21 protein-coding genes are annotated in these 25729 nt (G+C 57.7%); 12 read left to right on the top strand and 9 right to left on the bottom strand.

Going from position 1 to position 25729, the window contains the following annotated elements; translation table 11 throughout:
* Position 1 precedes the first annotated feature (1 nt).
* From ACXKZG_RS13545 to ACXKZG_RS13530, 4 genes are all read right to left on the bottom strand, one after another.
* Positions 2-3040, bottom strand: a complete 3039-nt coding sequence (locus ACXKZG_RS13545; RefSeq protein ID WP_488875011.1) for an efflux RND transporter permease subunit — start codon at positions 3038-3040, stop codon at positions 2-4.
* Positions 3037-4167, bottom strand: coding sequence for an efflux RND transporter periplasmic adaptor subunit (locus ACXKZG_RS13540; protein ID WP_346594819.1), 1131 nt, complete (start codon positions 4165-4167; stop codon positions 3037-3039). The genes ACXKZG_RS13545 and ACXKZG_RS13540 overlap by 4 nt, the downstream gene beginning before the upstream one ends.
* 91 nt (positions 4168-4258) lie before the next feature.
* On the bottom strand, positions 4259-5446 hold the full coding sequence (locus ACXKZG_RS13535) for a sensor histidine kinase (RefSeq protein ID WP_488875010.1): 1188 nt from the start codon (positions 5444-5446) through the stop codon (positions 4259-4261).
* Entirely contained in the window at positions 5443-6135 is a 693-nt protein-coding gene (locus tag ACXKZG_RS13530) for a response regulator (RefSeq protein ID WP_013201778.1), read from the bottom strand. The genes ACXKZG_RS13535 and ACXKZG_RS13530 overlap by 4 nt, the downstream gene beginning before the upstream one ends.
* 324 nt (positions 6136-6459) lie before the next feature.
* Here ACXKZG_RS13530 and ACXKZG_RS13525 point away from each other — a divergent pair, with 324 nt between their 5' ends.
* Both ACXKZG_RS13525 and ACXKZG_RS13520 read left to right on the top strand, forming a co-directional pair.
* Complete coding sequence (locus tag ACXKZG_RS13525; RefSeq protein WP_488876268.1) at positions 6460-7248, top strand: MipA/OmpV family protein; 789 nt, start codon at positions 6460-6462, stop codon at positions 7246-7248.
* Between the two features lie 372 nt (positions 7249-7620).
* Positions 7621-8586: an FAD:protein FMN transferase gene (locus ACXKZG_RS13520; RefSeq protein ID WP_488875009.1), complete on the top strand. Its 966-nt coding sequence runs from the start codon at positions 7621-7623 to the stop codon at positions 8584-8586.
* Between the two features lie 2 nt (positions 8587-8588).
* Here ACXKZG_RS13520 and dcuR read toward each other — a convergent pair whose 3' ends face one another.
* The gene (gene dcuR, locus ACXKZG_RS13515) at positions 8589-9308 is read right to left on the bottom strand and encodes a two-component system response regulator DcuR (protein WP_013201781.1); all 720 of its coding nucleotides are present in this window, start codon (positions 9306-9308) and stop codon (positions 8589-8591) included.
* Positions 9302-10942 carry a sensor histidine kinase gene (locus tag ACXKZG_RS13510; protein ID WP_488875008.1) on the bottom strand — a complete coding sequence of 547 codons (1641 nt, stop codon included), beginning with the start codon at positions 10940-10942 and terminating at the stop codon, positions 9302-9304. Before ACXKZG_RS13510 ends, dcuR begins: the two co-directional genes overlap by 7 nt.
* A 94-nt stretch (positions 10943-11036) precedes the next feature.
* On the opposite strand from ACXKZG_RS13510, the gene ACXKZG_RS13505 reads away from it, so the two are divergent.
* The 4 genes from ACXKZG_RS13505 to arsC all read left to right on the top strand — a co-directional run bounded on the left by ACXKZG_RS13505 (position 11037) and on the right by arsC (position 14450).
* Complete coding sequence (locus ACXKZG_RS13505) at positions 11037-11810, top strand: YdcF family protein (RefSeq protein WP_488875007.1); 774 nt, start codon at positions 11037-11039, stop codon at positions 11808-11810.
* Between the two features lie 440 nt (positions 11811-12250).
* A complete protein-coding gene (locus tag ACXKZG_RS13500) occupies positions 12251-12604 on the top strand; it encodes a metalloregulator ArsR/SmtB family transcription factor (RefSeq protein WP_151038733.1) in 354 nt (117 codons plus the stop codon).
* 84 nt (positions 12605-12688) lie between these two features.
* Positions 12689-13972 carry an arsenic transporter gene (locus ACXKZG_RS13495; RefSeq protein ID WP_488875006.1) on the top strand — a complete coding sequence of 428 codons (1284 nt, stop codon included), beginning with the start codon at positions 12689-12691 and terminating at the stop codon, positions 13970-13972.
* 49 nt (positions 13973-14021) lie between these two features.
* Entirely contained in the window at positions 14022-14450 is a 429-nt protein-coding gene (gene arsC, locus ACXKZG_RS13490; RefSeq protein ID WP_488875005.1) for a glutaredoxin-dependent arsenate reductase, read from the top strand.
* A 166-nt stretch (positions 14451-14616) separates the two neighbouring features.
* Here arsC and ACXKZG_RS13485 read toward each other — a convergent pair whose 3' ends face one another.
* Complete coding sequence (locus ACXKZG_RS13485) at positions 14617-14931, bottom strand: ArsR/SmtB family transcription factor (protein WP_346566181.1); 315 nt, start codon at positions 14929-14931, stop codon at positions 14617-14619.
* Between the two features lie 16 nt (positions 14932-14947).
* Positions 14948-16072, bottom strand: a complete 1125-nt coding sequence (locus ACXKZG_RS13480; protein ID WP_488875004.1) for an alkene reductase — start codon at positions 16070-16072, stop codon at positions 14948-14950.
* Positions 16073-16292: 220 nt separating this feature from the next.
* On the opposite strand from ACXKZG_RS13480, the gene ACXKZG_RS13475 reads away from it, so the two are divergent.
* Together ACXKZG_RS13475 and ACXKZG_RS13470 are read left to right on the top strand one after the other, a co-directional pair.
* Positions 16293-17186: a substrate-binding domain-containing protein gene (locus ACXKZG_RS13475; protein WP_488875003.1), complete on the top strand. Its 894-nt coding sequence runs from the start codon at positions 16293-16295 to the stop codon at positions 17184-17186.
* Between the two features lie 135 nt (positions 17187-17321).
* Positions 17322-18866, top strand: coding sequence for a methyl-accepting chemotaxis protein (locus ACXKZG_RS13470; protein WP_013201787.1), 1545 nt, complete (start codon positions 17322-17324; stop codon positions 18864-18866).
* 716 nt (positions 18867-19582) lie between these two features.
* Here ACXKZG_RS13470 and ACXKZG_RS13465 read toward each other — a convergent pair.
* On the bottom strand, positions 19583-20215 hold the full coding sequence (locus tag ACXKZG_RS13465; RefSeq protein WP_488875002.1) for an alanyl-tRNA editing protein: 633 nt from the start codon (positions 20213-20215) through the stop codon (positions 19583-19585).
* Between the two features lie 307 nt (positions 20216-20522).
* On the opposite strand from ACXKZG_RS13465, the gene ACXKZG_RS13460 reads away from it, so the two are divergent.
* Genes ACXKZG_RS13460 through ACXKZG_RS13445 form a run of 4 tightly spaced genes read left to right on the top strand, consistent with a single transcriptional unit; the run spans position 20523 to position 25724 of the window.
* Complete coding sequence (locus tag ACXKZG_RS13460; RefSeq protein WP_488875001.1) at positions 20523-22154, top strand: ABC transporter substrate-binding protein; 1632 nt, start codon at positions 20523-20525, stop codon at positions 22152-22154.
* On the top strand, positions 22151-23164 hold the full coding sequence (locus tag ACXKZG_RS13455) for an ABC transporter permease (RefSeq protein WP_488875000.1): 1014 nt from the start codon (positions 22151-22153) through the stop codon (positions 23162-23164). Before ACXKZG_RS13460 ends, ACXKZG_RS13455 begins: the two co-directional genes overlap by 4 nt.
* Entirely contained in the window at positions 23164-24045 is an 882-nt protein-coding gene (locus ACXKZG_RS13450; RefSeq protein WP_488874999.1) for an ABC transporter permease, read from the top strand. Before ACXKZG_RS13455 ends, ACXKZG_RS13450 begins: the two co-directional genes overlap by 1 nt.
* Positions 24045-25724: a dipeptide ABC transporter ATP-binding protein gene (locus ACXKZG_RS13445; RefSeq protein WP_488874998.1), complete on the top strand. Its 1680-nt coding sequence runs from the start codon at positions 24045-24047 to the stop codon at positions 25722-25724. The genes ACXKZG_RS13450 and ACXKZG_RS13445 overlap by 1 nt, the downstream gene beginning before the upstream one ends.
* Positions 25725-25729: the final 5 nt, after the last annotated feature.

The raw sequence follows: 25729 nt of genomic DNA, 5'->3' as shown, positions 1-25729 counted from the left end.
GTTAATCAACCTCAGTCTGCATCACCAAACTCATCGAAGCCGGCAGCACGGTCAGCGTCACCACCGTCGCCACTAACAGTCCGCCGGTGATTGCCCAGGCCATCGGACCCCAAAAAACCTGATGGGAGATCGGGATCATCCCGAGGATCGCCGCGCAGGCGGTAAGCATAATCGGACGTGAACGGTTCAGCGCCGCCGCAATGATCGCGGCGTCATGCGCCATGCCGGCGCGGGTATTGTTATCCACCTCGCTGATCAGGATCACCGCATTGCGGATGATCATCCCGGTCAGCGCGATCACCCCCAGCAGGGCGACAAACCCCATCGGCGTGCCCGACGGCAGCATCGCCATCACGATGCCAATCAGGCCAAAGGGTGCCATCAGCAGCGCCAGGAAAAGCCGTGAAAAGCGCTGCAGCTGCACCATCAGCAGCACCAGCATGATGCCCAGCGTCACCGGCAGCACGGCAAAGATCGAGCCGTTGCCTTTGTTTGATTCGGCCACCGTGCCCAGCTCTTCGATGCTGTAGCCCGAGGGCAACGAGGTGCGGAATCGGTCAATAGCCGGTGCGAGGCTGTCCGACAGGGCTTCAGCCCGGACGCCGGGTGCCACATCGGTCTGCACGGTAATAAACGGCAGCCGCTGGTGTCGCCAGATAACCGGATCGTCAACCAGCCATTGTGGCGTTGCCACCTGGGCCAGCGGGATCTTCTCTCCCCGACTGTTGGTGAACAGCATCCCGGAAAGCGCCGCCAGGTCCTGCCGATCGCTGTCGCTGCCGCGGAGCACCACGCCAAGCTGACGGTTACCCTCACGCAGCGTGGTGACCTGCTTACCTGACCAGTAAGTGTTCAGCCCGTCGGCGAGACTTTCCGAAGACAGGCCCGCCGCCCGTGCCGCAGTCTGGTTAACCAGCAGGTTAGTTACCCGCTCGGGCTCACCTGAGGTCAGATTCACATCGCGGGTCAGGGCATTTTTGCCGACCACTTCCGCCAGCTGACGGGCAAAGATGCCGACGGTGTCGTTATCCGGTCCCGTCACCCGGTATTTAACCGGCCAGCCCACCGGCGGCCCCAGCTCCAGCGGCGACACGCGGGTGGTGATATCGCTGAAGTGCTGACTCAGCATCGCCTGTAGCTGGCTGCGCAGGCGATCGCGGGCGGCGAGGTCTTTCGCCACCACCACCAGCTGCGCGGTATTTTCATTGTCGTTAAGCACGTCCATCGGCAGATAGAAGCGGATCGCGCCGCCGCCGATATAGCTGCTGAAACGATCGATATTATGATTGCCCTTCAGCCGGGCTTCCAGATCGCGGGTTCTGCGGGCGGTCTCCGCCTGAGAGGCATTGGCGGGCAGGTTCAGGCTGACCAGCAGCTCGGGACGATCGGAGGCCGGGAAGAATTCGCCCTGCATAAAGGTGGTTCCCCACGCCGACAGGGCCAGCAGGCACAGCGCGATGCCAATGGTCAGCAGGCGGTGGCGCAACACGCGCTGGAGAATTTCGCGATACCAGCCGATGAGTTTGCCTTCTTTTCTGACGTGCCCGTGCAGGGATTCGGCCAACATCCAGCTGCCGATCAGGGGCGAAAACAGTATCGCCACGCCCCAGGAGCACAGCAGCGAAATCAGCACCACCGCGAACAGGGAATAACAGTATTCCCCGGCGGCAGAGGCGGCAAAACCGACCGGGATAAAGCCGCTGATCATCACCAGCGTGCCGGTCAGCATCGGAAACGCCGTGGTTTCGAACGCCACCGTCGCCGCCCGCCAGCGGCTGTCGCCCGCTTCCAGACGGGTGACCATGGTTTCCACGGCGATCATCGCGTCATCGACCATCAGACCGAGGGCAATGATCAGCGCACCCAGTGAAATGCGCTGCAGCCCGATCCCCGCCAGCTGCATACCGATAAAGGTCAGGGCCAGCACCAGCGGGATGGCGGCCGCCACCACCAGGCCGGCCCGCATTCCCAACGAGAGAAAAGACACCGCCAGCACGATGGCGATCGCTTCCAGCAGCACCCGAACAAAGCTGCCGATCGCCTGAACCACCACCTGGCTTTGATCGGCAACCCGCACCACCTCAATGCCGTGCGGCAGCTGCTGCTGGATCGCCGCCATCCGTTGGTTCAGCGCCTTGCCGAATGCCGGCATATTGCCGCCAGCGGCCATGGAAATGGCCAGCCCTATCGCCGGCTCACCGTTTACGCGAAATGCCGGCGCAGGCGGGTCAGCGATATCACGGGTGACGCTGGCAATATCCGCCAGCGGGATATAGCGACCGGCGATATTCAAAGTCACCTGGCGCAAACTCTGTTCTGAGGTAAAAGCCCCGCTGACCCGCAGCGCGATATTTTCACTGGGCGTCCTTAAGGTGCCCGCTGAAACCACGGCATTCTGCTGTTTCAGCGCGTCCGCCACCCGATCGGCGGTGATCCCCATTCCCGCCAGCTTATGCAACGAGAAAGCCACGGTGATCTGTTGCTCCTGAACGCCAATCAGCCGGATTTTGCCCACGTCCGTCAGGCTGGCCAGGCTGCGGCGAACCGTTTCAACCCGGTCGCGCAACTCCTGCGGGCTAAACCCCTCGGCGGTAAAGCCGTAAATAGTGCCCCAGGTGTCATCGAACTCATCGTTGACCGCCGGGGTAGTGACGCCATCAGGCAGGGAAGGCGTCAGGTCCTGCACCTTCTTTCTGACCTGATACCAGATATCCGCCACCGCATTGGGCGGCGTGTCATCGCGCAGGTTGACGAACAGGGTGGTTTGACCGGCACGCGTTTCGCTTTCGACATAATCCAGATGCGGGATCTCCTGCAGCGTTTGTTCCAGCGGATCGGTCACCAGATTGACCATGTCCGTGACCGTCGCCCCAGGCCACTGCGCACCGATCACCGCCGTTTTGATGGTGAAAGCTGGATCTTCATTTCTCGGCAGCTGCTCAAAGCTCATGACGCCCGCAGCCATGATTAACAGCATAAAAAACACCATCAGCTGCTGGTGGCTCAGCGCCCAGCGGGAAAGATTGAATTTGGCATTCATGGATTTGGCTCCCCAGCACTGACTTTCTCGCCATCGCGCAGATGACTGACGCCGGCGGTCACCACCGCCTCACCGGGTGCGATGCCGGATTTCACCCACACCGCGTCCACGGTGAAGCGGTCGACCACCACCGGACGCAGGTGCACGGTCTGGGTGTGGCGATCGACCACAAATAGCGCGGCGGCGTGTTGAGAACGGGTCAGCGCCGGGGCCGGAAGGCGGATGGCAGACTGTCCCGGCAGGGTTATCTGGCCGAGTACGCTGGCTCCCAACGCTATCGCGTCCGGCGGATTGTTCAGGGTGACGCGGATGCGCCAGGTGCGGGTTTGCGCATCGGCCTGCGGGCTGACGTCACGCAGCGATCCGCTGACCTGAACCGCCGGATTGGCAAGCAGGGTGATCAGCAACGGTGTGCTGGCGTTTGCGCTGAACAGGTGAGGGTCGGCGACATCAAAGACGGCATCGCGGCTGCCTGAGGTGGCGAGCGTCACCACGGTCTGGCCTTCGCTGACCACCTGTCCGGCAGAGGCGCTGACGCCGGTGATAATGCCGTCTTCCGGCGCGTTCAGCGTGGTCCAGGACAGGGTTTCTCTGGCATTGCTGAGGGCTGCCTGACTGCTTTTCAGTCGGGCGGCGGCGGACTGCCAGTCTGATTTCGCGGTATCCAGCTGGACGCGGGCAATTGCGCCCTGCGGCATCAGCAACGTCATTCGCTTCAGGCTGAGGGCGGCCAGATGTTCGGCAGCCGCAGCACTTTCAACGTCTGCCTGGGCGCTGAGCAGCTGATTATGGCTGCTCTCACTTTCGATGGTCGCCAGCGACTGTCCGGCGTGCACCCGGTCGCCAACGTCCACCGCTCTGGCGGTGATCCTGCCATCAAGGCGAAAGCCCAGCGTGATTTCATCATGGGCACGTATTTCGCCGGTCTGGCTCAGTGACACACCCGACTCGGGAGCGGGGGCCAGGATGAAGCGCACGGGGCGCGGAGGCGCGACCGGCAGCGGGGATTTTTCGCCGCAGCCGCAGAGTGAACAGGTCACCGGCAGGATAACCAGCAGGGTGTTTTTTAGGCTCACGGCCAGGGCATGCAGTGTTTGTCTGACGAAAGGGATAATCAACGCGGTCATGGTCATCGTCCTGAAACTGAATCGCGTCAGTTTCAGGACGACCTGTCCAGAATCGCCGTATGTTTTATCAAGATGGGGTCAATTTCTGACTTTATTGCGCACTTTTATCCCGGTCGATGGGAAGCATAACCGTTATCAGCAGGCCGCCGTCGTCCGGCAGCGTTGCAACCACTTCGCCACCGTGCGCCAGACAGATGGCGCGGGCAATCGACAGACCCAGACCGCTGCCGCCCGAATGCCGCGCCCGTGAGGAATCGGCCCGGGTGAAGCGGTCGAACAGCGAAGGCAGAAAGTCTTCCGCCACACCCGGCCCACGATCTTTAAAACAGATCGATTGCCGGTCGCCTTGGCTTTCCAGCCACACGCTGAGGCGACGGCCCTCGGCGGCATAGCGCAGGGCATTCTCCATCACGATAGTGAACACCTGCGCCAGACGGAAGGCGTCTCCGACGATCATGCAGGGGGCCTGTTCTCTGATGACGATCGCCATGCCCAGCGCTTCCGCCTGCGGCGTCAGCCAGTTCGCCCGCTCGTGCAGCAGCTCGGTGATATCCAGGCTCTCATGATGCAACACCAGCTGCCCGGCATCCGCCAGTGAGAGCAGGTGCAGCTCATCGGTTAAGCGGCTGAGATGCTGTAACTGCTTCATCACCATTTGCAATTGATCAGGCTCCGGCTGGAAAACCCCATCCAGCATGCCCTGCATCCGGCCGATGGCGGCGGTTAATGGCGAGCGCAGTTCATGGGCCATCGCCACGTGCGACGCCTGCAGCTCACGATCGTACCTCTCCAGCTGGGCGGTCATGGCGTTAAAGTCGGCGGTAAAGCGCACCAGCTCGGTCGGGGCATTTTTTATCTGTGCCGCGCGGGTGGCAAATTCGCCGCGCGCCACCGCGCCGGCGGCCAGCACCAGGCTGCCAAACTGTGCAGATAACGGCCGTGCGATACGCAAACCGACCAGGGTGATCACCGGGATCATAATGACAATCATCACCCCCAGCGCAATCCAGTCGGGCGAGGCGATAGAGGGCACCGAATACTGCAGCCCCCAGCGATCGTCCATAATCTGATGGAAGCGGGCAGGATTAAGGGTCGGGTTGTGGAGGAGGATCTGAAATTCCTGCTTCAGTGCCGGTGACATCCGCTGCATGATCCACATATTTTCCAGCGCAAACCGCAGCCACATTAACGCCGCGATAATGACGATGGTGCCAATCGCCAGCGCCAGGATGCGCATACAGATCCAGCGCCATAAAAACTGATGGGAAATTTTACTCATGGCTGTCTGAACCGGTAGCCGACGCTACGCACATTGATCAACACTTCGCTGATGCCCGCCAGCTCCAGCTTTTTGCGCAGATTATAAACGTGGGTATCAACCACCCGCTCCAGCGCTTCGCTGTCCGGCAGGCATTTTTCCAGCAGTTGCAGGCGTGAAAAAGCACGGGTAGGGGATTGCATTAGGGTGGTGAGCAGACAGAATTCGGTCGGCGTCAGGTCCAGCAGGGCGCGGCCCGCTTCGCTGCCCACCGTGGCGGTCATCGATTCGCTGTCGACTTCCAGCCCGTTCCAGCGCAGCCGCTCATCCGCCAGCGCCGCCGGGACGCCGCGCCGCAGCACGGCGTGGACGCGGGCGACCACTTCTCCGGGATTGTAGGGCTTGACCACGTAGTCATCGGCGCCGTAACGCAGCGCGCCAATCTTGTCATGCGCTTCGCCCATCGCGGTGACCATAATCACCGGCACGTGGCTTTTTCGCCGCAGCGCAGCCAGCACCTCGGTGCCATTCAGGCCGGGCAACATCACGTCCAGCAGGATCAGATTCGGTTTCCACTGGGCGACAACATCGAGCGCGCGCAGCCCATCGCCGACAATGGCGACCTCAAAATGGTCCCTTTTAAGATAGGCCTCCAGCACGCTGGCGGCATCCGCATCATCTTCAACGATCAGAATTCTTTTTGACTGCATCGCTGCACCTTGACTCTTTCTTGATAATCATCTGCCAATATAATATTGGCGTATTTATAATTTATTTATCAACACGTCACCCATTAAATAACGTGCAATAGCCATTTAATTTGTATTAAGCGGCTGCCGGTAAAACTATTTCCTGAAATTAAAAGCAGAGTACAACAAAACAATCGTCATCAATAGCACTATTTTTCTGTGAAATAAGTCGGTCTTGACACGTTCTTAATAAATAACCGACCGTCTGTTGATAACGTGCGCTCATCATCAGCTCATTCCAGGGACCCTGAGTCAGGGTAAGAAAATCCGACATGAGTGATTATGATGAAGCCGATAAATAGACTGTGGCCTTTAGCCTCCCTGCTGTTAATTGCCCAGAGCGCGTTAGTGCGAGCCGATCAGGCTGCACCGGCCGATCCCAGCCTGATGGTGGGCATCGGCGCGGTGAATACGCCGCGTTACAGCGGTTCCGACCAGCGTCAGTGGCAGGTTGTCCCGCTGGTGCAGGCGCGCGACGGCGCGTTTTTCTTCGATTCGCAAAAAGGTCTGGGCTACGACCTGCAGGCGGATAATGGCCTCTATCTGGAACACACGCTGGGCTACAACCTTGGGCGGTCGGACGACAACAATCTCTGGCGGGATGGCTCCGATAAGCTGAAGGGCATGGGTAATATCAGCGCGGTGGCCAATACGGCGATCGCCATTGGCTGGCAGGCCACGCCGTGGTTTTCCGTTGAAGGTAAGGCCACCTTACCGCTGACGGATTCGCAGGGCGTGCAGTATCAGGGCTCCGTCACGCTGCTGCCCTGGCAGACCAGCACCGACACGGTGGCGTTACAGACGGCGGCGCTGTTTGGCGATGCCCGCTACAACAATACCTTTTATGGCGTTAACCGACAGCAGAGCGAGCGCAGCGGCTTTGCAACTTATCACACCGGCGGTGGCTTCTACGGCATGCAGTCGAGCCTGACCTGGAATCATCAGTACAGCGCGCAGTGGGGCAGCATGCTGATCGGTAATTATACCTGGCTGGGTGAGAAGGCGGATGACAGCCCGATTGTTTATCGCCGGAATGAATTTACCGCCATCGCCGCCATTACTTACAGCTTCTGATTTACCTTAAGTCCGGTTTATTAGGTTATTAACCTTTACGCGTGGTGAAATATATGACAAAACGCTCAGCGGAGTATCCGGAACCTTACCGGTCGCGGAATCATTCCGCAGAATTGCGGTCGGCTGAAAAAGAATCAGGCGAAGGGGAAGTGCTGTGCATAATACTTGCCGGCTATCTGCTGAGTTATTTTATTCTTTACTTACTGCTGGCGTGAAGGCGTAGCGGTGAATAAGCAGATGTTAACCCTGATAAAACAATCTTAAGCCTCACCGGCTTTCGATCGCCCAGCGATGCGGATGGCAAACACCAGCACAAAATGATGCGCCGTGGCACAATGTCAGCCCTATCTGGGCAGAAAGCAGGAGCGCAGCATGTCATCTGACACCCACGTCTATTCCTACTCCGCAGTGCTGATGGGGTCGCCGATCCTTCTCAAACTGTTTGATCATAATGAAGCGCTGGCCGGCGCGGTGTTCAGAGTGATTAAGCAGCAGGAGATTTTGCTGACGGTCAACCGGCCGCAGTCGGAAGTGATGTCGGTCAACCATGCCGCCGGCATCGAACCGGTGGTGGTCAGCCAGCCGGTGTTTGACCTGATCGCCCGCGCCAGAGCGGTCAGCGTATTGCCGGACAGCCTGTTTAACGTCACCATCGGCCCGCTGGTCAAACGCTGGAAGATCGGTTTTCACGGCGACAGCGTGCCGCCGGCGGAAGAACTTCAGGCGCTGCTGCCGCTGACCGATCCGCAGCAGGTGATCCTCGACCCAGCGGCCCGTTCGGTGTTTCTGCCACAGCGCGGGATGGAGATCGATTTGGGGGCCATCGCCAAAGGCTATATTGCCGATCGGGTGCGGGATTTTTTACGTCAGCAGGGCGTTGAACATGCGCTGATCAATCTCGGCGGCAACGTTCAGACGCTGGGCGGAACGCCGGATAGCGAGGCGCCGGGCTGGGGCATCGGCCTGAAGAAGCCGTTTGGCGCGCCGGAAGAACTGATTGGGGTGATCACCGTCAGCGGCAAATCGGTGGTGACCTCCGGCGTATACGAGCGATATTTCGAACTGGCCGGCAAGCGCTACCACCATATTCTGGACCCGGCCAGCGGCTATCCGCTGGATAACGAATTACTGAGCGTGACGGTGATCTCTGAGGACTCCATCGACGGGGATATTTACACCACCTTGCTGTACGGAATGGGCGTTAAAAAAGGCCTCGACTATCTGGCAAACACACCCGAAATCGAAGCCATTTTTGTGACTCGCGACCGCCAGGTGATCTGCTCTTCCCAGCGGCAGTTTAGCTTCACGCTGCTGGATGCGGATTTTCACGCCGTTTAAGGCTACTGGCAAAACTGTTTTAACAGCTCGCGATGTTCCGCTTGCAAGCGGTAGCGATAAACCGGCCGGCCGGTTAAACCATAATGCAGGTTGGTGGAGAGGATTTTACGCTGCGCCAGCCAGATCAGGTATTTGCGGCACGACACGCGGGAAATGGCCACGGCGGCGGCCAGATCGTCGGTTGAAAACTCGCTGTCGTGATGGCTGTCAATCCACAGGCACAGCGTGCGCAGCGTTTGCGGCGTTAAGCCTTTTGGCAGACGGTGCGCTTCGGTGACGTCCGGCGGATTGCCGTGCAGCAGGGCATCGACATCGGTCTGCTGATACCACGGATGCTGGTCCTTAAGGGATTTCTTATGCTGCCAGCCGGTCAGCGCCTCTTCAAAGCGGGAGAACTGGAACGGCTTGATCAGATAATCCACCACGCCGTAATGCAGCGATTGCTGAATGGTCTGGGCATCGGCGGCGGAAGAGATGACGATGACATCGATATTGCGCCTGGCCGCGCGCAGTTCAGGCAGTAAATCCAGCCCGTTTTCCTGTTGCATGTAGATATCCAGCAGGATCAAATCCACCGACAGTTCGCTGTGCAGCACCATTTCTCTGGCCTGTTTCAGCGTTGACGCCACGCCGCAGCAGGCAAATCCCGGGATCTGGCCAATGTAGCAGCGGTTCAGCTCTGCCACCATCGCATCATCATCGACGACTAACACATTTAGCATGCGGATCGGTTTCCTCCATCCCACGGCAGTTGTACTAAGAATTGGGTATAAACCCCAGGGTCGGACTCTACAATAATTTCGCCGCCAAGGCTCTGGATTTGCTGCTTGCAGAGGAATAAACCTACGCCGCGTTGCTCACCCTTCGACGAAAAGCCGTGCTCAAAGATCGCATCAAGCTGTTCTGCCGGGATGCCGGGGCCGTCATCGCTGACTTCACAGCTCAGCCAGCCGTTCTGATAGTGTAGCAGCACGCTGACTTCGCCATCAGGCTGCTGCGCCAGCGCATCGAAGGCGTTCTCAATCAGATTGCCGAGCACGGTGACCAGCACCGAGGTTTGCTGTTCGTTGCCGCTGTCGGGCAGGAAGCTGTCCTCGCTGAGGATCAGCTGGTGGCCGCTGTCCGCCGCGCGGTTTAATTTACTCAGCAGCACGCCGGCAATCACCGGCGACTGGATTTTTTTCACCAGCGAGCCGATCTCGGTCTGGTAGTTATTGGCGGTTTTCAGAATGTAATCTTCCAGCTGCGCATAGCTTTTCATATGCAATAAGCCGAGGATCACATGCAGCTTGTTCATAAACTCGTGGGAGTGCTGACGCAGCGCGTCCACATAGTTAACCATGCCGCTCAGGCGTTGGGTCAGCTGGGTCACTTCGGTTTTATCGCGGAAAGAGCAGATCGCGCCAATCATCACGCCGCCTTTCAGCACCGGCATGGTGTTGCACAGCAAAACCCGACCGCGGAACAGGATCTCTTCATCCCGCTGCGGTTTTCCGCTGCGCAGCACTTCACGCAGGTTAATAATCAGCGCGCCGGTGGCCTGAATACTCTGAATGATTTCGCTTTCCAGCGCCTGCGGCATGCCGGTCTCGCGGAACAGCTTGCGCGCGGCATGGTTAATCAACGTCACCTGGGCGTTGATATCCACGGCGATCACCCCTTCTTTGATGGCATACAGCATGGCCTGACGCTGTTCAAATAGCTCAGAGACTTCGTACGGTTCCAGGCCGAACAGGATCCGTCGGGAGGCTTTCACCAACAGCCAGGTGCCGATAGCACCCACCAGGATGCCGAACAGCGCGGTCCACAGAATGTTCCAACGGCTCTGGTTAATCTGATCCGCCACTTCGCTGAGCGAGATGCCAATCACCACCACGCCAATCTGCTTGTGTTCAGCATCAAACACCGGAGTAAACACCCGCAATGCCTGCACTAACTGCCCGCGGTTGATCGAAACATTCTCTTTGCCCAACAACGCGGGTTGCAAATCATCGCCAATAAAATGGTGATTAATGGCGTCCTTATTGGGATGCGAATAGCGAATGCCGGCCATATTGGTGACCACCACAAACAGCAGGTCATTGCTCTGCAACACGGCGGTAGCGATCGGCTGAATCACGTTGCTGTCCGGCGGTAACAGCAGTCCGCGATGAATATCCGGCGACTCCGCCAGCGTCCGCGCCACCGCCAACGCTTTATCCTCGACGCCTTTGTTAGTGACCTGGCTTATCTGCAGGAAATAGAAAAAGTGGACGGCCAGTAAGACGGCGACAATCACCGCGCTGACCATCAGGCTGACGGAGGTACTGAGCTTCATCGGGCGTTTAAGCCCCGGAAGGGTTGGCTGGCGTTTCATGGCATGATTTCCGAATTTTCCTGCGGAGGCTTTCCATTAAGGTAAATTTATCTGACTCTGCCTGACCTGTAATGCTTTTAATAAGGAGTTTTTAATGCAACTCAGCGTTTATGAAGTCGATGATTTCAATCTGTTGTCCCACTGGCTGGCGGAAAACGATCTGGCGGAACGGGAGATCGACGACGTTCAACTTATTATCCTCGCAGGTAATGCCATCCTCCCGGAAATCGAAGGGGCGATGGCGTTGTGCCGTCAGCGCGGCATTCCTCTTTTGCTCAGCGGCGGCGAGGGACACTCCACCGAGCTGCTGCGCGCGGCGTTGGCCGCAGACAGGCGTTATCAGCAATTCGCTACGCTGCCCGGCGGGGAGGGCGATCTGCTGCAAGCGATGGCAATACAGGCTTTTGGTTTACCGCCAGAACAGGTGCTGAATGAAAACCGTTCGAGAAACTGTGGTGAAAACGCGCTGTTCAGCCTCAATTTTCTGCAAAAGGCCGGGAAGGTTCCGGCAAAGTATCTGCTGGTGCAGGATCCGCTGATGCAGCGACGCACCAAAGCCACCTATTTACATCAGTGGCACCAGCAGGGCGTGCAGGCTGAATGCCTGAGCTGGCCGGTATTTACCCCCGTGCTGACGAGGGTGGATGCGCAACTCACCATTACCGGCGCGCCGGGATCAGGCGGGATCTGGTCACTGGAGCGCTATCTGTCGATGATTCTGGGGGAAATGGTCCGCCTGAAGGATGATGTCCACGGTTATGGCCCGAACGGTAAAGGATTTATTGGCGCGGTTGAGATGCCCGGCGCAGTGGAAAGCGCCTGGCGTCGCCTGAGTGAGAATCCACGGCTGGCTGAATTAAGTCGATAGTTGCGGGCCACTTATCCTTCAGCGTCTTATCTCACACGATGTGGTGATTAGCTGTCACCACTGAAGCAGAGTGAGCCCGTCACTCGCCCTGAAGGTCATTCCCACACCGAATCTTGTTTAGCAGCATATGGCCCTCCGCTTCACCTTTCACGCCAGCACATCAGGTTGAACGGTTACCGGGAGCATGACTCGGTATGGACAAGGCGAACAGACGTGACGGTTTATGTGAGGGGAGTGGGATCATGTTTCCAGTGCTGGGTATGCACATGCCGGTTGTGCTCCGCAGCCATAACATTGAATCAGCAGATCAGGCACAGCATAAATTTTCCTCCGGGAAGAATAATGGCGCACTGATATTCATATTCGAATTAATGAATATGTATTTGACACTCTCTTTGCAGCAGGCGACACTGGCTTCAGTCTTGGAATCAGGAGTCATCATGCATCAACTTAAGCCTCTTCACCTTTTCAAAAACCTGTCTGACCAGACCCGACTCAATCTGGTCCTGTTACTTCGGGAAAAAGGTGAACTCTGCGTCTGTGAACTTTCGTCAACCCTGAAAGAAACTCAGCCGAAGATATCCCGGCACCTGGCTCTTCTGAGAGAAGGCGGCCTTCTCCTCGACAGGCGTGACGGCAAATGGATCCATTATCGGTTATCACCACACATCCCTGCATGGGCAGCGGCGATCATTGAGCAGGCATATCTGTGCCAGCGGGATGACATTATGCATCTCAGCCAACAGGCAGAACGCGATAACGTAACAACCAATGGCAAACCTGTCTGCATGTAAAAATTTACCTATACATATGTGTTTTTATGGATGTGTTTTTGTCAGCCCGGATTAACGGTTAGTTTTGTTTAAAAAGGAGAAGCTATGTTTATGGCGGGTGTGATTTTCGTCCTGACCCTGGTACTGGTCATCTGGCAGCCGAAAGGACTCAGTATTGGCTGGAGTGCCGTAATTGGTGCCGGCCTGGCGCTACTGACGGGCGTGGTACACATCGACGATATTCCGGCCGTCTGGCAGATTGTCTGGAACGCCACAGCTACGTTTATTGCGGTAATCATTATCAGCCTGCTGCTCGATGAGTCCGGTTTTTTCGAGTGGGCTGCGCTGCACGTTTCCAAATGGGGAGGTGGCAAAGGCCGGCTGCTTTTCACCTATATCGTACTGTTAGGCGCAGTTGTCGCGGCACTTTTCGCCAACGATGGAGCGGCTTTAATTCTGACGCCGATTGTTATTGCCATGCTGCTGGCGCTGGGCTTCAGCCCGGGTGCGACGCTGGCATTTGTGATGGCGGCAGGGTTTATCGCCGACACATCCAGCCTGCCGCTCATCGTGTCGAACCTGGTGAACATTGTCACGGCAGACTTCTTTAAGCTGGGCTTTGGTGAGTACGCCTCGGTCATGGTGCCGGTAAATATTGCTTCGGTTGCCGCCACGCTGATCATGCTGCACCTGTTTTTCCGCAGGGACATACCAGCCACCTACGATCTGGCGAAGCTGAAAGCGCCGCGTGAAGCTATTCGAGATGTGCGGACCTTTAAAACTGGCTGGATTGTGCTCATCCTGCTGCTTGTCGGCTTTTATGCCCTCGAACCGCTCGGCGTGCCGGTCAGCCTGGTGGCAGCGGAAGCGGCGTTTATTCTCTGGCTGGTTGCCCGTAAAGGACATGTGATCGATACCGGAAAGGTGCTGAAAGGCGCGCCCTGGCAGATTGTTATCTTCTCGCTGGGCATGTATCTGGTCGTGTACGGTCTTCGTAACGCCGGAATGACAGATTACCTTTCTGCCGTCCTGAACAGGTTTGCAGAGCACGGCGTCTGGGGCGCAACGCTCGGCACCGGTTTCCTGACGGCGGCGCTCTCGTCCGTCATGAATAACATGCCTACCGTGCTGGTTGGCGCGCTTTCGATTGACGGCAGCACCGCTCAGGGCGTGGTGAAGGAGGCGATGATTTACGCCAATATCATCGGCTGCGACCTCGGCCCGAAAATCACCCCGATTGGCAGCCTCGCCACCCTGCTGTGGCTGCACGTACTGGCGCAGAAGAATATCGCCATCAGCTGGGGCTACTACTTCCGCGTGGGCATAGTGATGACCCTGCCGGTACTTTTTGTGACGCTGGCCGCATTGGCCCTGCGCCTGTCTGTTTAATCCTCACCCCAGGGCTGCGCCTGTGCAGCGCCTTATCGGAGTACCGCTCATGACTGACATCACCATTTACCATAACCCGGCCTGCGGGACGTCCCGCAACACGCTGGCGCTGATCCGCAACAGCGGCACCGAACCCACGGTGATTCTGTATCTGGAAACACCGCCGTCGCGCGACGAGCTGAAAAAACTGATTGCCGACATGGGCATCAGCGTACGCACCCTGCTACGTAAAAATAACGACCCATACGAACACCTCGGCCTTGCGGAAGACCGCTTCAGCGATGACGAACTGCTCGATGCCATGCTGGCTCATCCGATCCTCATTAATCGCCCGGTGGTGGTGACGTCGCTCGGCACGAAGCTCTGCCGCCCCTCCGAAGTGGTCCTCGACATACTGCCAGACCCGCAGCAGGGTGCATTTATCAAAGAGGATGGCGAAGCGATCATTGATGAGCAAGGAAATCGCGTCAGCCGCTGATTTTTCATCAGGTTAAGGGCATACCGTGTGTGAAAAATAAAAAGCCGGCATCTGCCGGCTTTTTATTTATATGCTGCGCTGGTTTACCCGCTATGACCCGCTCTCGATATATGCTGAGTCGGGTTGGGTGCACCAGCTCACGCAGGGCGCTGGTGGTGCAACGACGTTATAAATCCTGCAGAAAGCCGACCAGGCCATCGCGCACGTCATTAATACGCGTTTCATTGCGGCGATAATAGGTCCACTTACCGACCTTGCTGGCTTCCAGCAGTCCGGCTTCAAACAGCACCTTCAGACACAGCGAGGTGGCCGGCTGGGATAAGCCGGCCTTGTCCTGAATAAGGCTGGCACACACCCCGTACAGGTCATAGTCATAGAGCTGGCTATAGCCTGCAAAGGCCTGTTGCGGGGTCTTCAGCCACTGCAACACCGCCAACCGGGTGGGGTTGGACAGTAATTTCATGGCGCTTTCAGGGGACATGCAGCCTCACAAACAATCAGGAGCGGTAAACCGGGTAGTCAGTATACCCTTTAGCGCCGCCACCATACAGCGAGGACGCATCCACCGGATTTAACGCAACATCCGACGCAAAGCGGGCCGGTAAGTCCGGGTTGGCAATAAAGGTTCTGCCGAATCCAAACAGATCGCCCCAGCCATTTTGCAGAATGCTTTCGGCTTTCTCGCGGGTATAGCGGCCGGAATACATGATCGGCCAGTGGAAGGTTTCCCGCAGCGCCGTGCGGAAGCTGACCGGCAGATCCGGGCTGTTATCCCAGTCGGCTTCGGCAATCGACAGATAGCCAATCTCCAGTTCATTCAACATGCCGGCCGCAGCGATATAGGTCGCGTGCGGATCGCTTTCCACCAGGCCTAAATAGACGCGCTCTTCGTCGGTGCTGGTAAACAGCGGCGCAAAACGCACGCCGACTTTCTGGCTGCCAAACACCTCGCTGAACGCTTCGACAATCTCTTTCAGGAAGCGCAGCCGGTTTTCCAGCGAACCGCCGTACTCATCACAGCGGAAATTGGTGTGTTCAGAGATAAATTGATTGATCAGATAGCCATTGGCAGAGTGCAGCTCCACGCCATCAAATCCGGCGGCCTGCGCATTGACTGCCGCCTGACGATACAGCCCGACAATCTCTTTCACTTCGTCGGTGCTGAGTTCGCGGGGATCGCTGGGCGACGTCAACATGCCTTCGCCCGGCCCGGTTTCGATAAACACGCGAACGCCGGTGGCGGTGACGGCAGAAGGTGCTACCGGCGGCTGTTCGCCGGGCTGAAGCGCAGTATGCGAGACGCGGCCCACGTGCCACAGCTGGCAGAAGATCGTGCCGCCTTGCTGGTGTACGGCTTCGGTAACCTTTTTCCATCCGGCGATCTGCGGTTCACTGTGGATCCCCGGCGTCCAGGCATAGCCCTGTCCACGCGGCTCAATCTGCGTCCCTTCGGTGATCATAAAGCCGGCGGTGGCGCGCTGACGGTAGTATTCCACCATCATCTCGCCGGGAATATTGCCAGGCTGTTCACTGCGGCAGCGTGTTAACGGCGGCAAGGCAATACGGTTACGCAGGGTGAAGCCGCCAAGCTGAAGCGGGGAAAAAAGGGTAGGACGATTCATAAAGCTTCCGGTTTTTTGAGAATAATTTGCCGGGCCATTATATTTATAAATTTAAATGTGTAAATGCATTTTATCAGACGATCTGTGTTGCAGATGTCGCTTCGCGACGGTGACAGATCTTGGACTTTGCGTCATGCTGATGACAGATCGCACCATCTTAACAGCGCGAATGCCTGTTCATTCTCTCAACCGAATCAGCCTGATAAGCGGGAAAACACTCATGACGGATAAGCCCCAGCAGCAGCAAAAAAGCGGCCAGCGCGCCGGCGTTATTGGCGTGGTCATCGAGGGATTCAACAATCCCTGGACCCTGAAAATGCTGGATGAAGTCACCCGGCAGCTGGATCTGCGCGGGTATCTGCCGCTGTTGCTCAACGCCCGTTCTGCGGACCGCATGCCGTCCCTGATGCAAAAAGCCGCAGGCCTCGAACCCGGCGGACTGGTATTGCTCACTGCCGACGGCACTGCGCAGTCGGTGGCGGGCGATCTTCTTCCCGGCGTTCCCGTCGTCCAGCTTGGCGGCGCGAGCAAGGGTGAGGACACGGTGGTTGCGGCCGGGGGGTATCAGGCGGGCGTTGAGAGCGGAAAATTACTGCTGTCGCAAGGCTATCAGCGTTTTGGCTTTATGCAGGGCAAAGACCGCGCTTCAACGCCACTGCGACAGATGGCCGGTTTTGCCGACAGCCTGACGGCGGCGGATAAACGGCTGGACAGGGTGCTGATTGCCGGCAACAACGACCGCGAGCTGGCATGGCAGGCAATGACCGCCTACCTGAAACAGACCCGGGCGTCAGAACGCATTAATGCGCTGTTATGTGAAAACGATCTGCTGGCGTTCGGCGCGATTCAGGCAATCCGGGATTTTGGTCAGGGCGTGCACATCGGCGTGGTGGGCTTCAATGACAGTGATGATGCCGGTTCATCCACCTGGCACCTGACCAGTTGGGCACCACGCAGCGATCTGCTGGTGACCGAGGCGCTAAACCGCCTGCTGGACAAGCGGGCCGATCTCAGCGGCCAGTGGCAGCAGGGCCAGCTGCAGGTCAGGCATTCGCATTTAGGCAAAGAAATGCTCGGTGACATCCCGAAATGTGGTTGTGCCAGCCGACATTAATCCCGGCGTAGCCGACACCGATTTTAACATTCGCTGCAAAATCGCCTTTTCAAAGCAGATCCTGGGGGCAGGGGCTAAATTTTTCGAAATTTATGCCGTTAACAGTTAAAGACCTCCCCTTATCTGGATAACGCTATGTCGGTTAAAAAATCCTCGCTGTTGATTATGTTGTTCTTATTTATCATCTTTATTAGCAGTATGTTCGCCAGCATCTGGTTGCTGACCCGCAGCAACCAGTCGCTTGATGCGGTCAATAAAGAGATCCGCGTTGTGCTGTCGATCATTGACCCGATTAACCACAGCCGCACCTTACGGTTGCGACTGATGGAATATATGAAGGCCAGTGAGGGGAGCGATGGGCTGTCTAAGCCGTCGCTGGAAGGCGTGAAGACGGTGATCGGCAAGGCCGATGCCGCATTCCAGGCGTATAAAGATGCGCCGCGCTTAGCCGGTGAAGACGCGGCAGCAAAAGCCTATGAGCAGGCCTATCTGACCTACCGTCAGCAGGGCATTCAGCCGATGATCGACGCGGCGGAAGCCAACGATCAGGCGCGCTTTAAGGACCAGCTGGCAACGGTGATCCGTCTCGACCGACAGTATGAAATCGTCCTCGATCAGGTGCTCGCCGAGCACGAGGCCTATGCTAAAAAGCTCAACAGCGATGCGCAGAGCCACTTCAGCCTGGGGATGAGCGTGATTATCTTCTTTGGCGTGCTGTTCCTGCTGGTGATCACCGCCGTGCTGTTCTTTATCAAGCGCTATGTGCTGAATCCGCTGGACAGCGCGAAAGCCTATTGCAGCAAAATCGCCGAAGGGATCCTCGACCAGCCGGTGCCGGTCACTGTCGGTTCTAAGAGCGAAATCCAGGATTTGATGGCCACCATGGAGCAGATGCGCCAGTCGCTGACCGACATTATTGGTCAGGTTCGCAACTCGACGCTGACCGTGTCGCACGCCTCGAAAGAGATTGCTGCCGGCAACATCGATCTGGCGTCGCGCACCGAGCAGCAGGCCGCCGCCCTGACCGAAACCGCAGCCAGCATGGAAGAGTTAGGCGCGACGGTGAAACAGAACACCGAAAACGTCTTCGAAGCCAGCCGCCTGACCGGCGAAGCGGTGAAAAATGCCAAAACCGGCGAAAAGGTCTCCCAGCAGGTGATCGTCACCATGGGACTGATTAACAGCAGTTCGAAGAAAATCGAAGATATTACCGGCGTCATTAACAGCATTGCTTTCCAGACCAATATCCTGGCGCTGAATGCGGCGGTAGAAGCGGCGCGTGCCGGTGAGCAGGGCCGTGGTTTTGCGGTGGTGGCAGCGGAAGTCCGTAATCTGGCCCAGCGCAGCGCGGTGGCGGCCAAGGAGATCGAAAGTCTGATTGCCGAATCCGTTATCAACATTCGTGCCGGATCGGATCAGGTTGGCCGGACCGGCGAGGCGATCGGGGCGATAATCGCTTCGGTCAGCCAGGTGGATGTGCTGATGGATCATATTTCGACCGCTTCTGATGAGCAGAGTCGCGGCATCAGTCAGATTGAGCAGGCGGTGACCGAGATGGACAGCGTGACCCAGCAAAACGCCTCGCTGGTGCAGGAATCTGCGGCGGCGGCGGCTTCTCTGGAAGAGCAGGTGCATTACCTGACGCACTCCGTCTCCACCTTCCGCTTGTCTGACGCATAACAGCCAAAATGCCGTCCTGTTCAGTTGAGCAGGGCGGATAATTACCGGTAAGGTTTGGAACGTTTTTCGACAACCGCAGAAATGTAAAAGCCCCGACTTTTCAAGTCAGGGCTTTTAACGTACTGCATACTCGTAATTTAGCATTAATTTACTTACATCGATTTACTGCTGATTGTACAACGTTAAATGTACAAGTCCACACAGATAATATTAGGCACTGTGTTAATAAATGACCTCCTATTATTACCGCTTAAACACAGCCCACTCTACGAGCGGGCGGAACACGTACATCTCCCCATCGCGATATATACTCTTGATGCATGGCCTGACTATCGTCGGAAAATCGTCATAAAAGATAACGATACGTCGACTCTGAGTACTGTTGAAACATGGCCTGACATCATCGCGTTTTCGTTCCCATCCTGCGATCGGTACAGATTTTGTTTCGAGGCCCTAACGCGTCGGGTGGATAGCTTCCCCACCGTCAATGCCCATACAACAATATTACGTGACCTTCATCGCAGATTACTTACTTAACACTGTAAAGCGTTAACTTATTAACGACTGGAGGGTTTTTCCTGCCGTTGGTTAATAAACTACTCCAATAAGATCACGAGTCAATACTGTTTTTAATGCCATGTTAATATGGTCAGTAGTTTCCGAAAAATGCGCTTTTTTTAAGCGTTTTACACAGGGCTTCAGCGCTGAAGTAACACCTACTCGCCAACCTCATATTTCACCGTCATCACGCCTTTCTTTTCGCTGATTTTCAGAATGCGCACCAAACCCACCTCAGCCGTGCTGACCACGTGGGTGCCGCCACAGGCATACGCCGGTAAGTCTCCCCAGGTCACCTCACGACGGCCGTCGACAATAGTCAGCTGGCGCGGCAGATCGCGCGCGACAATCTCAGCGACATCGGCTGCAATCTGCTCTGCCGTCACCGGCGTTTTCTGCTCAGTGGGCTCAAATACCACCCGCGCTTCGCCAGGGCGGTGATTGCCCTTGCTGCCGTGCCAGCCGAATCTCTCCCCGGCCACGGCGATAAAGTGTCCCGCAGAGTGATAATGGCTATGCAACCGCCGCAGCGTTTCATCCACCTTGATGTGAACCGGGCCGGGTGCGACCGGCCCATCGGTGTAATGGGCGATCTCGCCGTCTTCCTGTGCGGCATGGAGCATGTCCGCCGTACCAAGGGTTCCCCGATCGGAAGGCTGCCCGCCGCCTTGCGGATGAAAAAGGGTGGCGGCGAGGATGACACGAAAACGGCCATCGTCCTGCGGTGTACAGCTGATGACCGTCGTTTCCATCTCCAGCGCATCGTTATCAAAATAGCTACGTTCAGTCATGTTCTTTCCTTAAGACGCTGTTCTCTGTGCATTAAGACAGGTCAACCATTTACCTTTTATTATCAATACTGTCAACAAGCCGACCTGTATTGACCGTCACGCAGCGTTATTTGTTCAGTAACAAAAAGCGTGACACGGGTGTGTCATATTTAACTATCTACTGCCGTTATTGATATTTGCCCTCGCGGCTTTGTGTGCTCTATTCGTCTTATAAACAGAATGCGATCTTCATTTAAATAACGTTCAGGCCGCAGCAATAATTGCGGTCCAGCGAATATTCGGCATTATCAGGGGAAAGAATGACGCGATGAGCAGTTTACGCATAAATAAAACCGTATTACCGCTGGCGGCAGCGGCGATACTGCTGCTGGTGGGGCAGCCTGTCGCCCTGGCGGATCCAGCGCCGGCGCGGGTGGCAGGGCATAATCAGGACGGCGGCACGCTGGTTTACCTGCACGAGCAGGAGCCGCCGTGCCTGTGGGGTGGATGGGTGCAGCAGGCCTATCTGTCGCGGCAGGTATTCGATTATCTGGTCAGTTTTGATCACGGTAAAATACGTCCCTGGCTGGCAACCGACTGGACGGAATCAGCGGATCGCAAAACCATTACCTTTCATTTACGTAAAGACGTTAAATTTACCGATGGCGATAAATTTAATGCCGATGCGGTGGTCGCTAATTATTCCGCGTGGACTAAAGGTATTGGCTGGCACGGTTTTACCTATATGACCGGGTTAACTAAAGTCGATGATTATACCGTTGAGTTACATTTATCTGAGCCCAATCCCGAAATTTATAACGTGCTGGCGAATGGGCATTATGGTTTCCAGTCACCGGATTCCATTGCGCATAACAGCAGTGAGCAAAAATGCCTGAAACCGGTCGGGACAGGCCCATGGAAAGTGGAAAAATGGGTCAGAGGGGAAGGCATCAGCTTTGTCCGCAACGATGATTATCACTGGGCACCGCCAAACGCCCGGCACAATGGCCCGGCCTATATAAAGCATCTGGAATGGAAATTTGTGCCGGATGCCACCACCCGCTGGGGTGCGCTGGTCAGCGGCGGCGCAGACGTGATCTACCAGCCACCTTCCGCGCAGTGGCACGCGCTGCAACGGGACTATCAAACCCTGTCATACGTGGCCACCGGCCGGCCACAGGCTTTTTCGTTCAACGTTCAGCGCGGTCCCTTTACCGATCGGCGGGTACGTCAGGCCTTTGCCTATGCGCTGGATCGCCAGCAGATTGTCAAAACGGTGTTCAAGGGTGCGGTGCCGTATGAAGGCAACGGATCCCTGAGTAAAAGCACGCCGCTGTATCTCAACGTCGACAATCGTTATTCCCTCAATGTTGCCAAAGCCAATGCGCTGCTGGATCAGGCTGGCTGGACCGGACGCGATGCCGAAGGCTATCGGGTGAAGGATGGCGAGTCGCTGGTTGCCAGGCTGCCCTTTATTCAGGCGATTATCGATCAGGAAGGCGCGCTGATGCTGCAGGCGGTGCAGGATCAGGTTAAGCAGGTCGGTATCAAACTGGTGCTGATCCCGCTGACGCAAACCGAAGGCTTTGCGGGCGCGAAGTCGCGACCGGCGGATAAGGAGGTCAGCTTTGGTTACTGGGTCTGGCCGTCACCGAACATTCTCGACATCGTCTATAACGCGACGCTTGCCGGCGCGTTCAACGGCAATAACACCAGTTTCTTCAATAACCCGCAGGTTGAGTCACAGATCCTCGACGCACAACGCGAACCCGATCCTGCCCTTCGTCGCCAGAAATTCGATGTGTTGCAAAAGTGGTTTGACGATCAGGCGATTGCCATCGGGGGATACAACTTCACTTACAACGTCGCGATAGCCAATAACGTCCGGGGCATCTGGCAGGACAGCGGCAATGGCTTACTGAATTTCAACGACGCCTACTTCGTGCAGGAGAAGCCATGACCGATCTTATTTCATCGGGGAATCAACCGACCGCCAGCCAGGGATCGGGCGACACTTCGGTTAAACACCGCAGTCTGTGGCGCCGCATTTCGCTGAGGATTGGCTCGGCACTGTTTGTGCTGTGGGGCACGATCACCGTGACCTTTGTCGTGCTATCGATTCTGCCCGGCGACCGCGCCACGATTTTGCTCAACATCACCTCAGGGCAGGTGATTGAACGCACCCCGGCGGAGCTTGCGCCGATCAACGCGCTGTATGGATTCGATAAACCAATTACCGAACAGTACCTGAGCTACTTCTGGCGTCTGGTGCACGGCGATTTTGGCTTTTCGTTCGAGCTACAGCGCCCGGTGGTGCATGTGATTGCCGAACAGCTGATTCCTACCTTTACTCTGGCGATTGCGGCACTGCTGCTGGCGTGGGTGATTGCCATTCCCTGGACGCTGCTGACGGCGGGGCGCAGCGCCAGGCTGGGGGCATTGGGTTCGGCGGTGGAGACGATAATGGCCGGGCTGCCGCAGTACTGGATTGGCATCCTGCTGCTGATTGTATTTGCCATCGATCTGCGCTGGTTCCCGGTGGTGGGAGGCGACAGTCTGTACGGCACCTTACTGCCGGCGATTACCCTCGCCATCCCGCTGGCCGGATTTCTTGGCCACGCCCTGCGGGGAGAGTTTGAGCGCAACATGCAGGAGCCCTTTGTGCTGTCTGCGCGTGCGCGCGGCATGAGTCTGCGCAGGGTCAAACTGCATCACGTCCTGCGCCATGCGCTGATCCCGGCGATTACCCTCAGCGGTTGGGCGATCGGCAATTTACTCTCCGGCGCGGTGCTGGTGGAGGCGGTGTTTGCCCGTCCCGGCCTCGGCAACGTGCTGGTCAATGCGGTCAGCAATAAGGATTTCGCGCTGGTATCGGGGATCGTCATCCTGATCAGCTTTCTCTATATCGTTATTAATCTGGCGGTCGACCTGATCTATCTGATCGTCGATCCGCGACTGCGAGGCCACTGATGACCAGCCATATTTCCGATTTTTCAGACGCGAAGGCCGGGCACGTCCCGCGTCAGCGCTTGCGGCGCGCCCTGACGGTGATACCGCTTTCCACCGCACTGTCGCTGCTGGTTGCGCTGTTCTTTATCGTCGCCGCCGTGGCCCCGTCACTGCTCGCGACCCATAACCCGTTCAGTACCGATTTGCTTAATGCGCTGCAGGCCCCGTCTTTCACCCACTGGCTGGGCACCGATGATATTGGCCGCGATCTCTACAGCCGCATCATCTGGGGCACGCGTCAGTCGCTGGCGATCGGGCTGGGGGCGATGGCCATTGCGCTGGTGGGCGCGATCGTCCTCGGGTTCAGCGCCGCGCTGGCACCGCGCTGGATTGCCGAGCCGGTTAACCGCCTGCTGGAAATTCTGCTGGCGTTTCCCACGCTGTTACTGGCGTTGCTGTTTGTGGCGCTGCTGGGTCCTTCCGCCAGCAGCCTGCTGATTTCGGTGGGGATTGGCACCGCGCCGGGCTATGCACGGCTGGTGCGTGCCCAGGCGCTTAAGGTGCGGCAGTCCGGTTACGTCGAGGCCGCGCGGGCGTTGGGGCATCCCTGGCACCGGCTGTTTTTACAGCATATCGCGCCGAATGCCTTTCGCCCGCTGGTGTCGCTGGTGGCGCTGGGCATCGGTCAGTCGGTGGTCTGGGCATCAGGATTATCTTTCCTTGGACTCGGCGTGGTGCCGCCGTCGCCGGAGTGGGGCGCGTTACTGGAAGCCGGAAAAATCAACGTCACCGTGGCCTGGTGGCTGGAAGTGCTGCCGGGGATCGCCATCGTACTGGTGGCGCTCTCCTTCACCCAAATTGGCCGTTACCTGCAACAGCGGGCAGAAGGAGAATCGCGCTGATGAGCAAGCAAAACACAAGTCAGGCCATCCCGCGCGGCGTCACCGACACCATCATTGATGTCCGGGGACTCAACGTCTGGACGGCGGGCGAAGGCAGCCCGCGTCGGCACATTGTGAAGGATGTCAGTTTCGCCCTGCAACGGGGTCAGTGCGTGGCGCTGGTCGGCGAGTCCGGATCGGGCAAAAGCGTCACCGCGCGATCGCTGGTGGGGCTGGCCGGGGAACAGCTGCAGGTGCAGGCCGACAGCCTGACCCTCGATGGCGAGACGCTGCTCGATCGCAGTGACGGTTGGTGGCAGCAGGTGCGCGGCGTCAGGGTGGGATTCATCCTGCAGGACGCGCTGGTGTCACTGGATCCGCTGCGGCCGGTAGGCAAAGAGATTGCTGAAGCGCTTTCGCTACACGGTTGGGGAAACCGGGCGACCCGCCAGCAAAAGGTCGAGGCGCTGCTCGAAGAGGTTGGCGTGCCTGAACCGGCCTTCCGCGCCAGCCAGCGGCCGGGCGAACTTTCTGGCGGCCTGCGTCAACGCGCGCTGATCGCCTCGGCAATTGCGCTGCATCCCGACGTGTTGATTGCTGATGAGCCGACCACCGCGCTGGACGTCACGGTTCAGGCGCAGGTGCTGGAGGTGCTGAGGCAGATGCTGGACCGCGGCACCAGCATCATTCTGATCAGCCATGACCTGGCGGTGGTGGCGAAAATTGCCGACCACATTCTGGTGATGCAGGGCGGCACGCTGGTGGAATCGGGCACGGTCGAACAGGTCCTGCAACGCCCGCAGCATGCCTATACCCAAGGCCTGATCAACGCCATACCCAGCGAACACACCAAAGGGCAGCGGCTGTCTGCGGGCGACGGGGTGGTCGCGGTCGCGCAACCGGCAACAGCGGCCAACGCGTCGGCAGAATGGCTGCTGGACGCGCGGAATATCGTCAAAGGCTTTAAGGGACACCGCGCGGTGTCGGACGTCTCCTTTACCCTCGGGCGCGGCGAAACGCTCGGCATTGTGGGGGAATCCGGCTCGGGCAAAACCACCCTGTCGCGGATTGCGCTGGCGTTAGTGCAGCCGGACAGCGGTGAGATCCTGTTTCGCGGCCAGCCCTGGAGCCATGCTTCAGCGCGGGAACAGCGGGCAATTCGCCGCCATATTTCGGTGGTCTATCAGGATCCGCTTTCCTCTTTTGATCCGCGCTGGCGGGTGTCACAGATTCTGCTCGATGCCATTGCCCTCGGGCCGGCGATCCCCGGACAGACCGCGACGCAACGGGCGTTAAGCCTGCTGGCGTCGGTGGGGCTGGGGCCAGAACATATGGCGCAAAAGCCGGCTCGGTTATCGGGTGGCCAGCGCCAGCGCGTGGCCATTGCACGGGCCATTGCCACCCAACCGCAGGTGATTGTGCTCGACGAAGCGGTGTCGGCGCTGGATGTGACCATTCAGGCGCAGATCCTCGATCTGCTGAGCGATTTACAGCAGCAGCTGGGCGTGAGCTACCTGTTTATCTCCCACGATCTCGGGGTGATCCACCATATGAGCGACCGGGTGCTGGTGATGCAAAACGGCGTCGCGGTGGAACAGGGCACCGCCAGCGAGATCTTCTATCGTCCGCGCCATCCTTATACGCAAAAGTTACTCGCCTCGTTGCCACGGCTGCAGGCGGCGGAATTCGCCCACAACTAAAACGG

Source organism: Erwinia sp. 2186 (assembly GCF_057812255.1).
Note: the sequence above shows the minus strand (reverse complement) of the source record. Positions and strands in the feature narration are given on the sequence as shown.

Coding starts and splice junctions, on each gene's coding strand:
- ACXKZG_RS13450 (WP_488874999.1), top strand. CDS start 23,164: ATGACCAGCCATATTTCCGATTTTTCAGACGCGAAGGCCGGGCACGTC.
- ACXKZG_RS13470 (WP_013201787.1), top strand. CDS start 17,322: ATGTCGGTTAAAAAATCCTCGCTGTTGATTATGTTGTTCTTATTTATC.
- dcuR (WP_013201781.1), bottom strand. CDS start 9,308: ATGCTAAATGTGTTAGTCGTCGATGATGATGCGATGGTGGCAGAGCTG.
- ACXKZG_RS13455 (WP_488875000.1), top strand. CDS start 22,151: ATGACCGATCTTATTTCATCGGGGAATCAACCGACCGCCAGCCAGGGA.
- ACXKZG_RS13480 (WP_488875004.1), bottom strand. CDS start 16,072: ATGAATCGTCCTACCCTTTTTTCCCCGCTTCAGCTTGGCGGCTTCACC.
- ACXKZG_RS13505 (WP_488875007.1), top strand. CDS start 11,037: ATGCAACTCAGCGTTTATGAAGTCGATGATTTCAATCTGTTGTCCCAC.
- arsC (WP_488875005.1), top strand. CDS start 14,022: ATGACTGACATCACCATTTACCATAACCCGGCCTGCGGGACGTCCCGC.
- ACXKZG_RS13525 (WP_488876268.1), top strand. CDS start 6,460: ATGAAGCCGATAAATAGACTGTGGCCTTTAGCCTCCCTGCTGTTAATT.
- ACXKZG_RS13510 (WP_488875008.1), bottom strand. CDS start 10,942: ATGAAACGCCAGCCAACCCTTCCGGGGCTTAAACGCCCGATGAAGCTC.
- ACXKZG_RS13535 (WP_488875010.1), bottom strand. CDS start 5,446: ATGAGTAAAATTTCCCATCAGTTTTTATGGCGCTGGATCTGTATGCGC.
- ACXKZG_RS13485 (WP_346566181.1), bottom strand. CDS start 14,931: ATGTCCCCTGAAAGCGCCATGAAATTACTGTCCAACCCCACCCGGTTG.
- ACXKZG_RS13520 (WP_488875009.1), top strand. CDS start 7,621: ATGTCATCTGACACCCACGTCTATTCCTACTCCGCAGTGCTGATGGGG.
- ACXKZG_RS13500 (WP_151038733.1), top strand. CDS start 12,251: ATGCATCAACTTAAGCCTCTTCACCTTTTCAAAAACCTGTCTGACCAG.
- ACXKZG_RS13540 (WP_346594819.1), bottom strand. CDS start 4,167: ATGACCGCGTTGATTATCCCTTTCGTCAGACAAACACTGCATGCCCTG.
- ACXKZG_RS13495 (WP_488875006.1), top strand. CDS start 12,689: ATGTTTATGGCGGGTGTGATTTTCGTCCTGACCCTGGTACTGGTCATC.
- ACXKZG_RS13465 (WP_488875002.1), bottom strand. CDS start 20,215: ATGACTGAACGTAGCTATTTTGATAACGATGCGCTGGAGATGGAAACG.
- ACXKZG_RS13545 (WP_488875011.1), bottom strand. CDS start 3,040: ATGAATGCCAAATTCAATCTTTCCCGCTGGGCGCTGAGCCACCAGCAG.
- ACXKZG_RS13460 (WP_488875001.1), top strand. CDS start 20,523: ATGAGCAGTTTACGCATAAATAAAACCGTATTACCGCTGGCGGCAGCG.
- ACXKZG_RS13445 (WP_488874998.1), top strand. CDS start 24,045: ATGAGCAAGCAAAACACAAGTCAGGCCATCCCGCGCGGCGTCACCGAC.
- ACXKZG_RS13530 (WP_013201778.1), bottom strand. CDS start 6,135: ATGCAGTCAAAAAGAATTCTGATCGTTGAAGATGATGCGGATGCCGCC.
- ACXKZG_RS13475 (WP_488875003.1), top strand. CDS start 16,293: ATGACGGATAAGCCCCAGCAGCAGCAAAAAAGCGGCCAGCGCGCCGGC.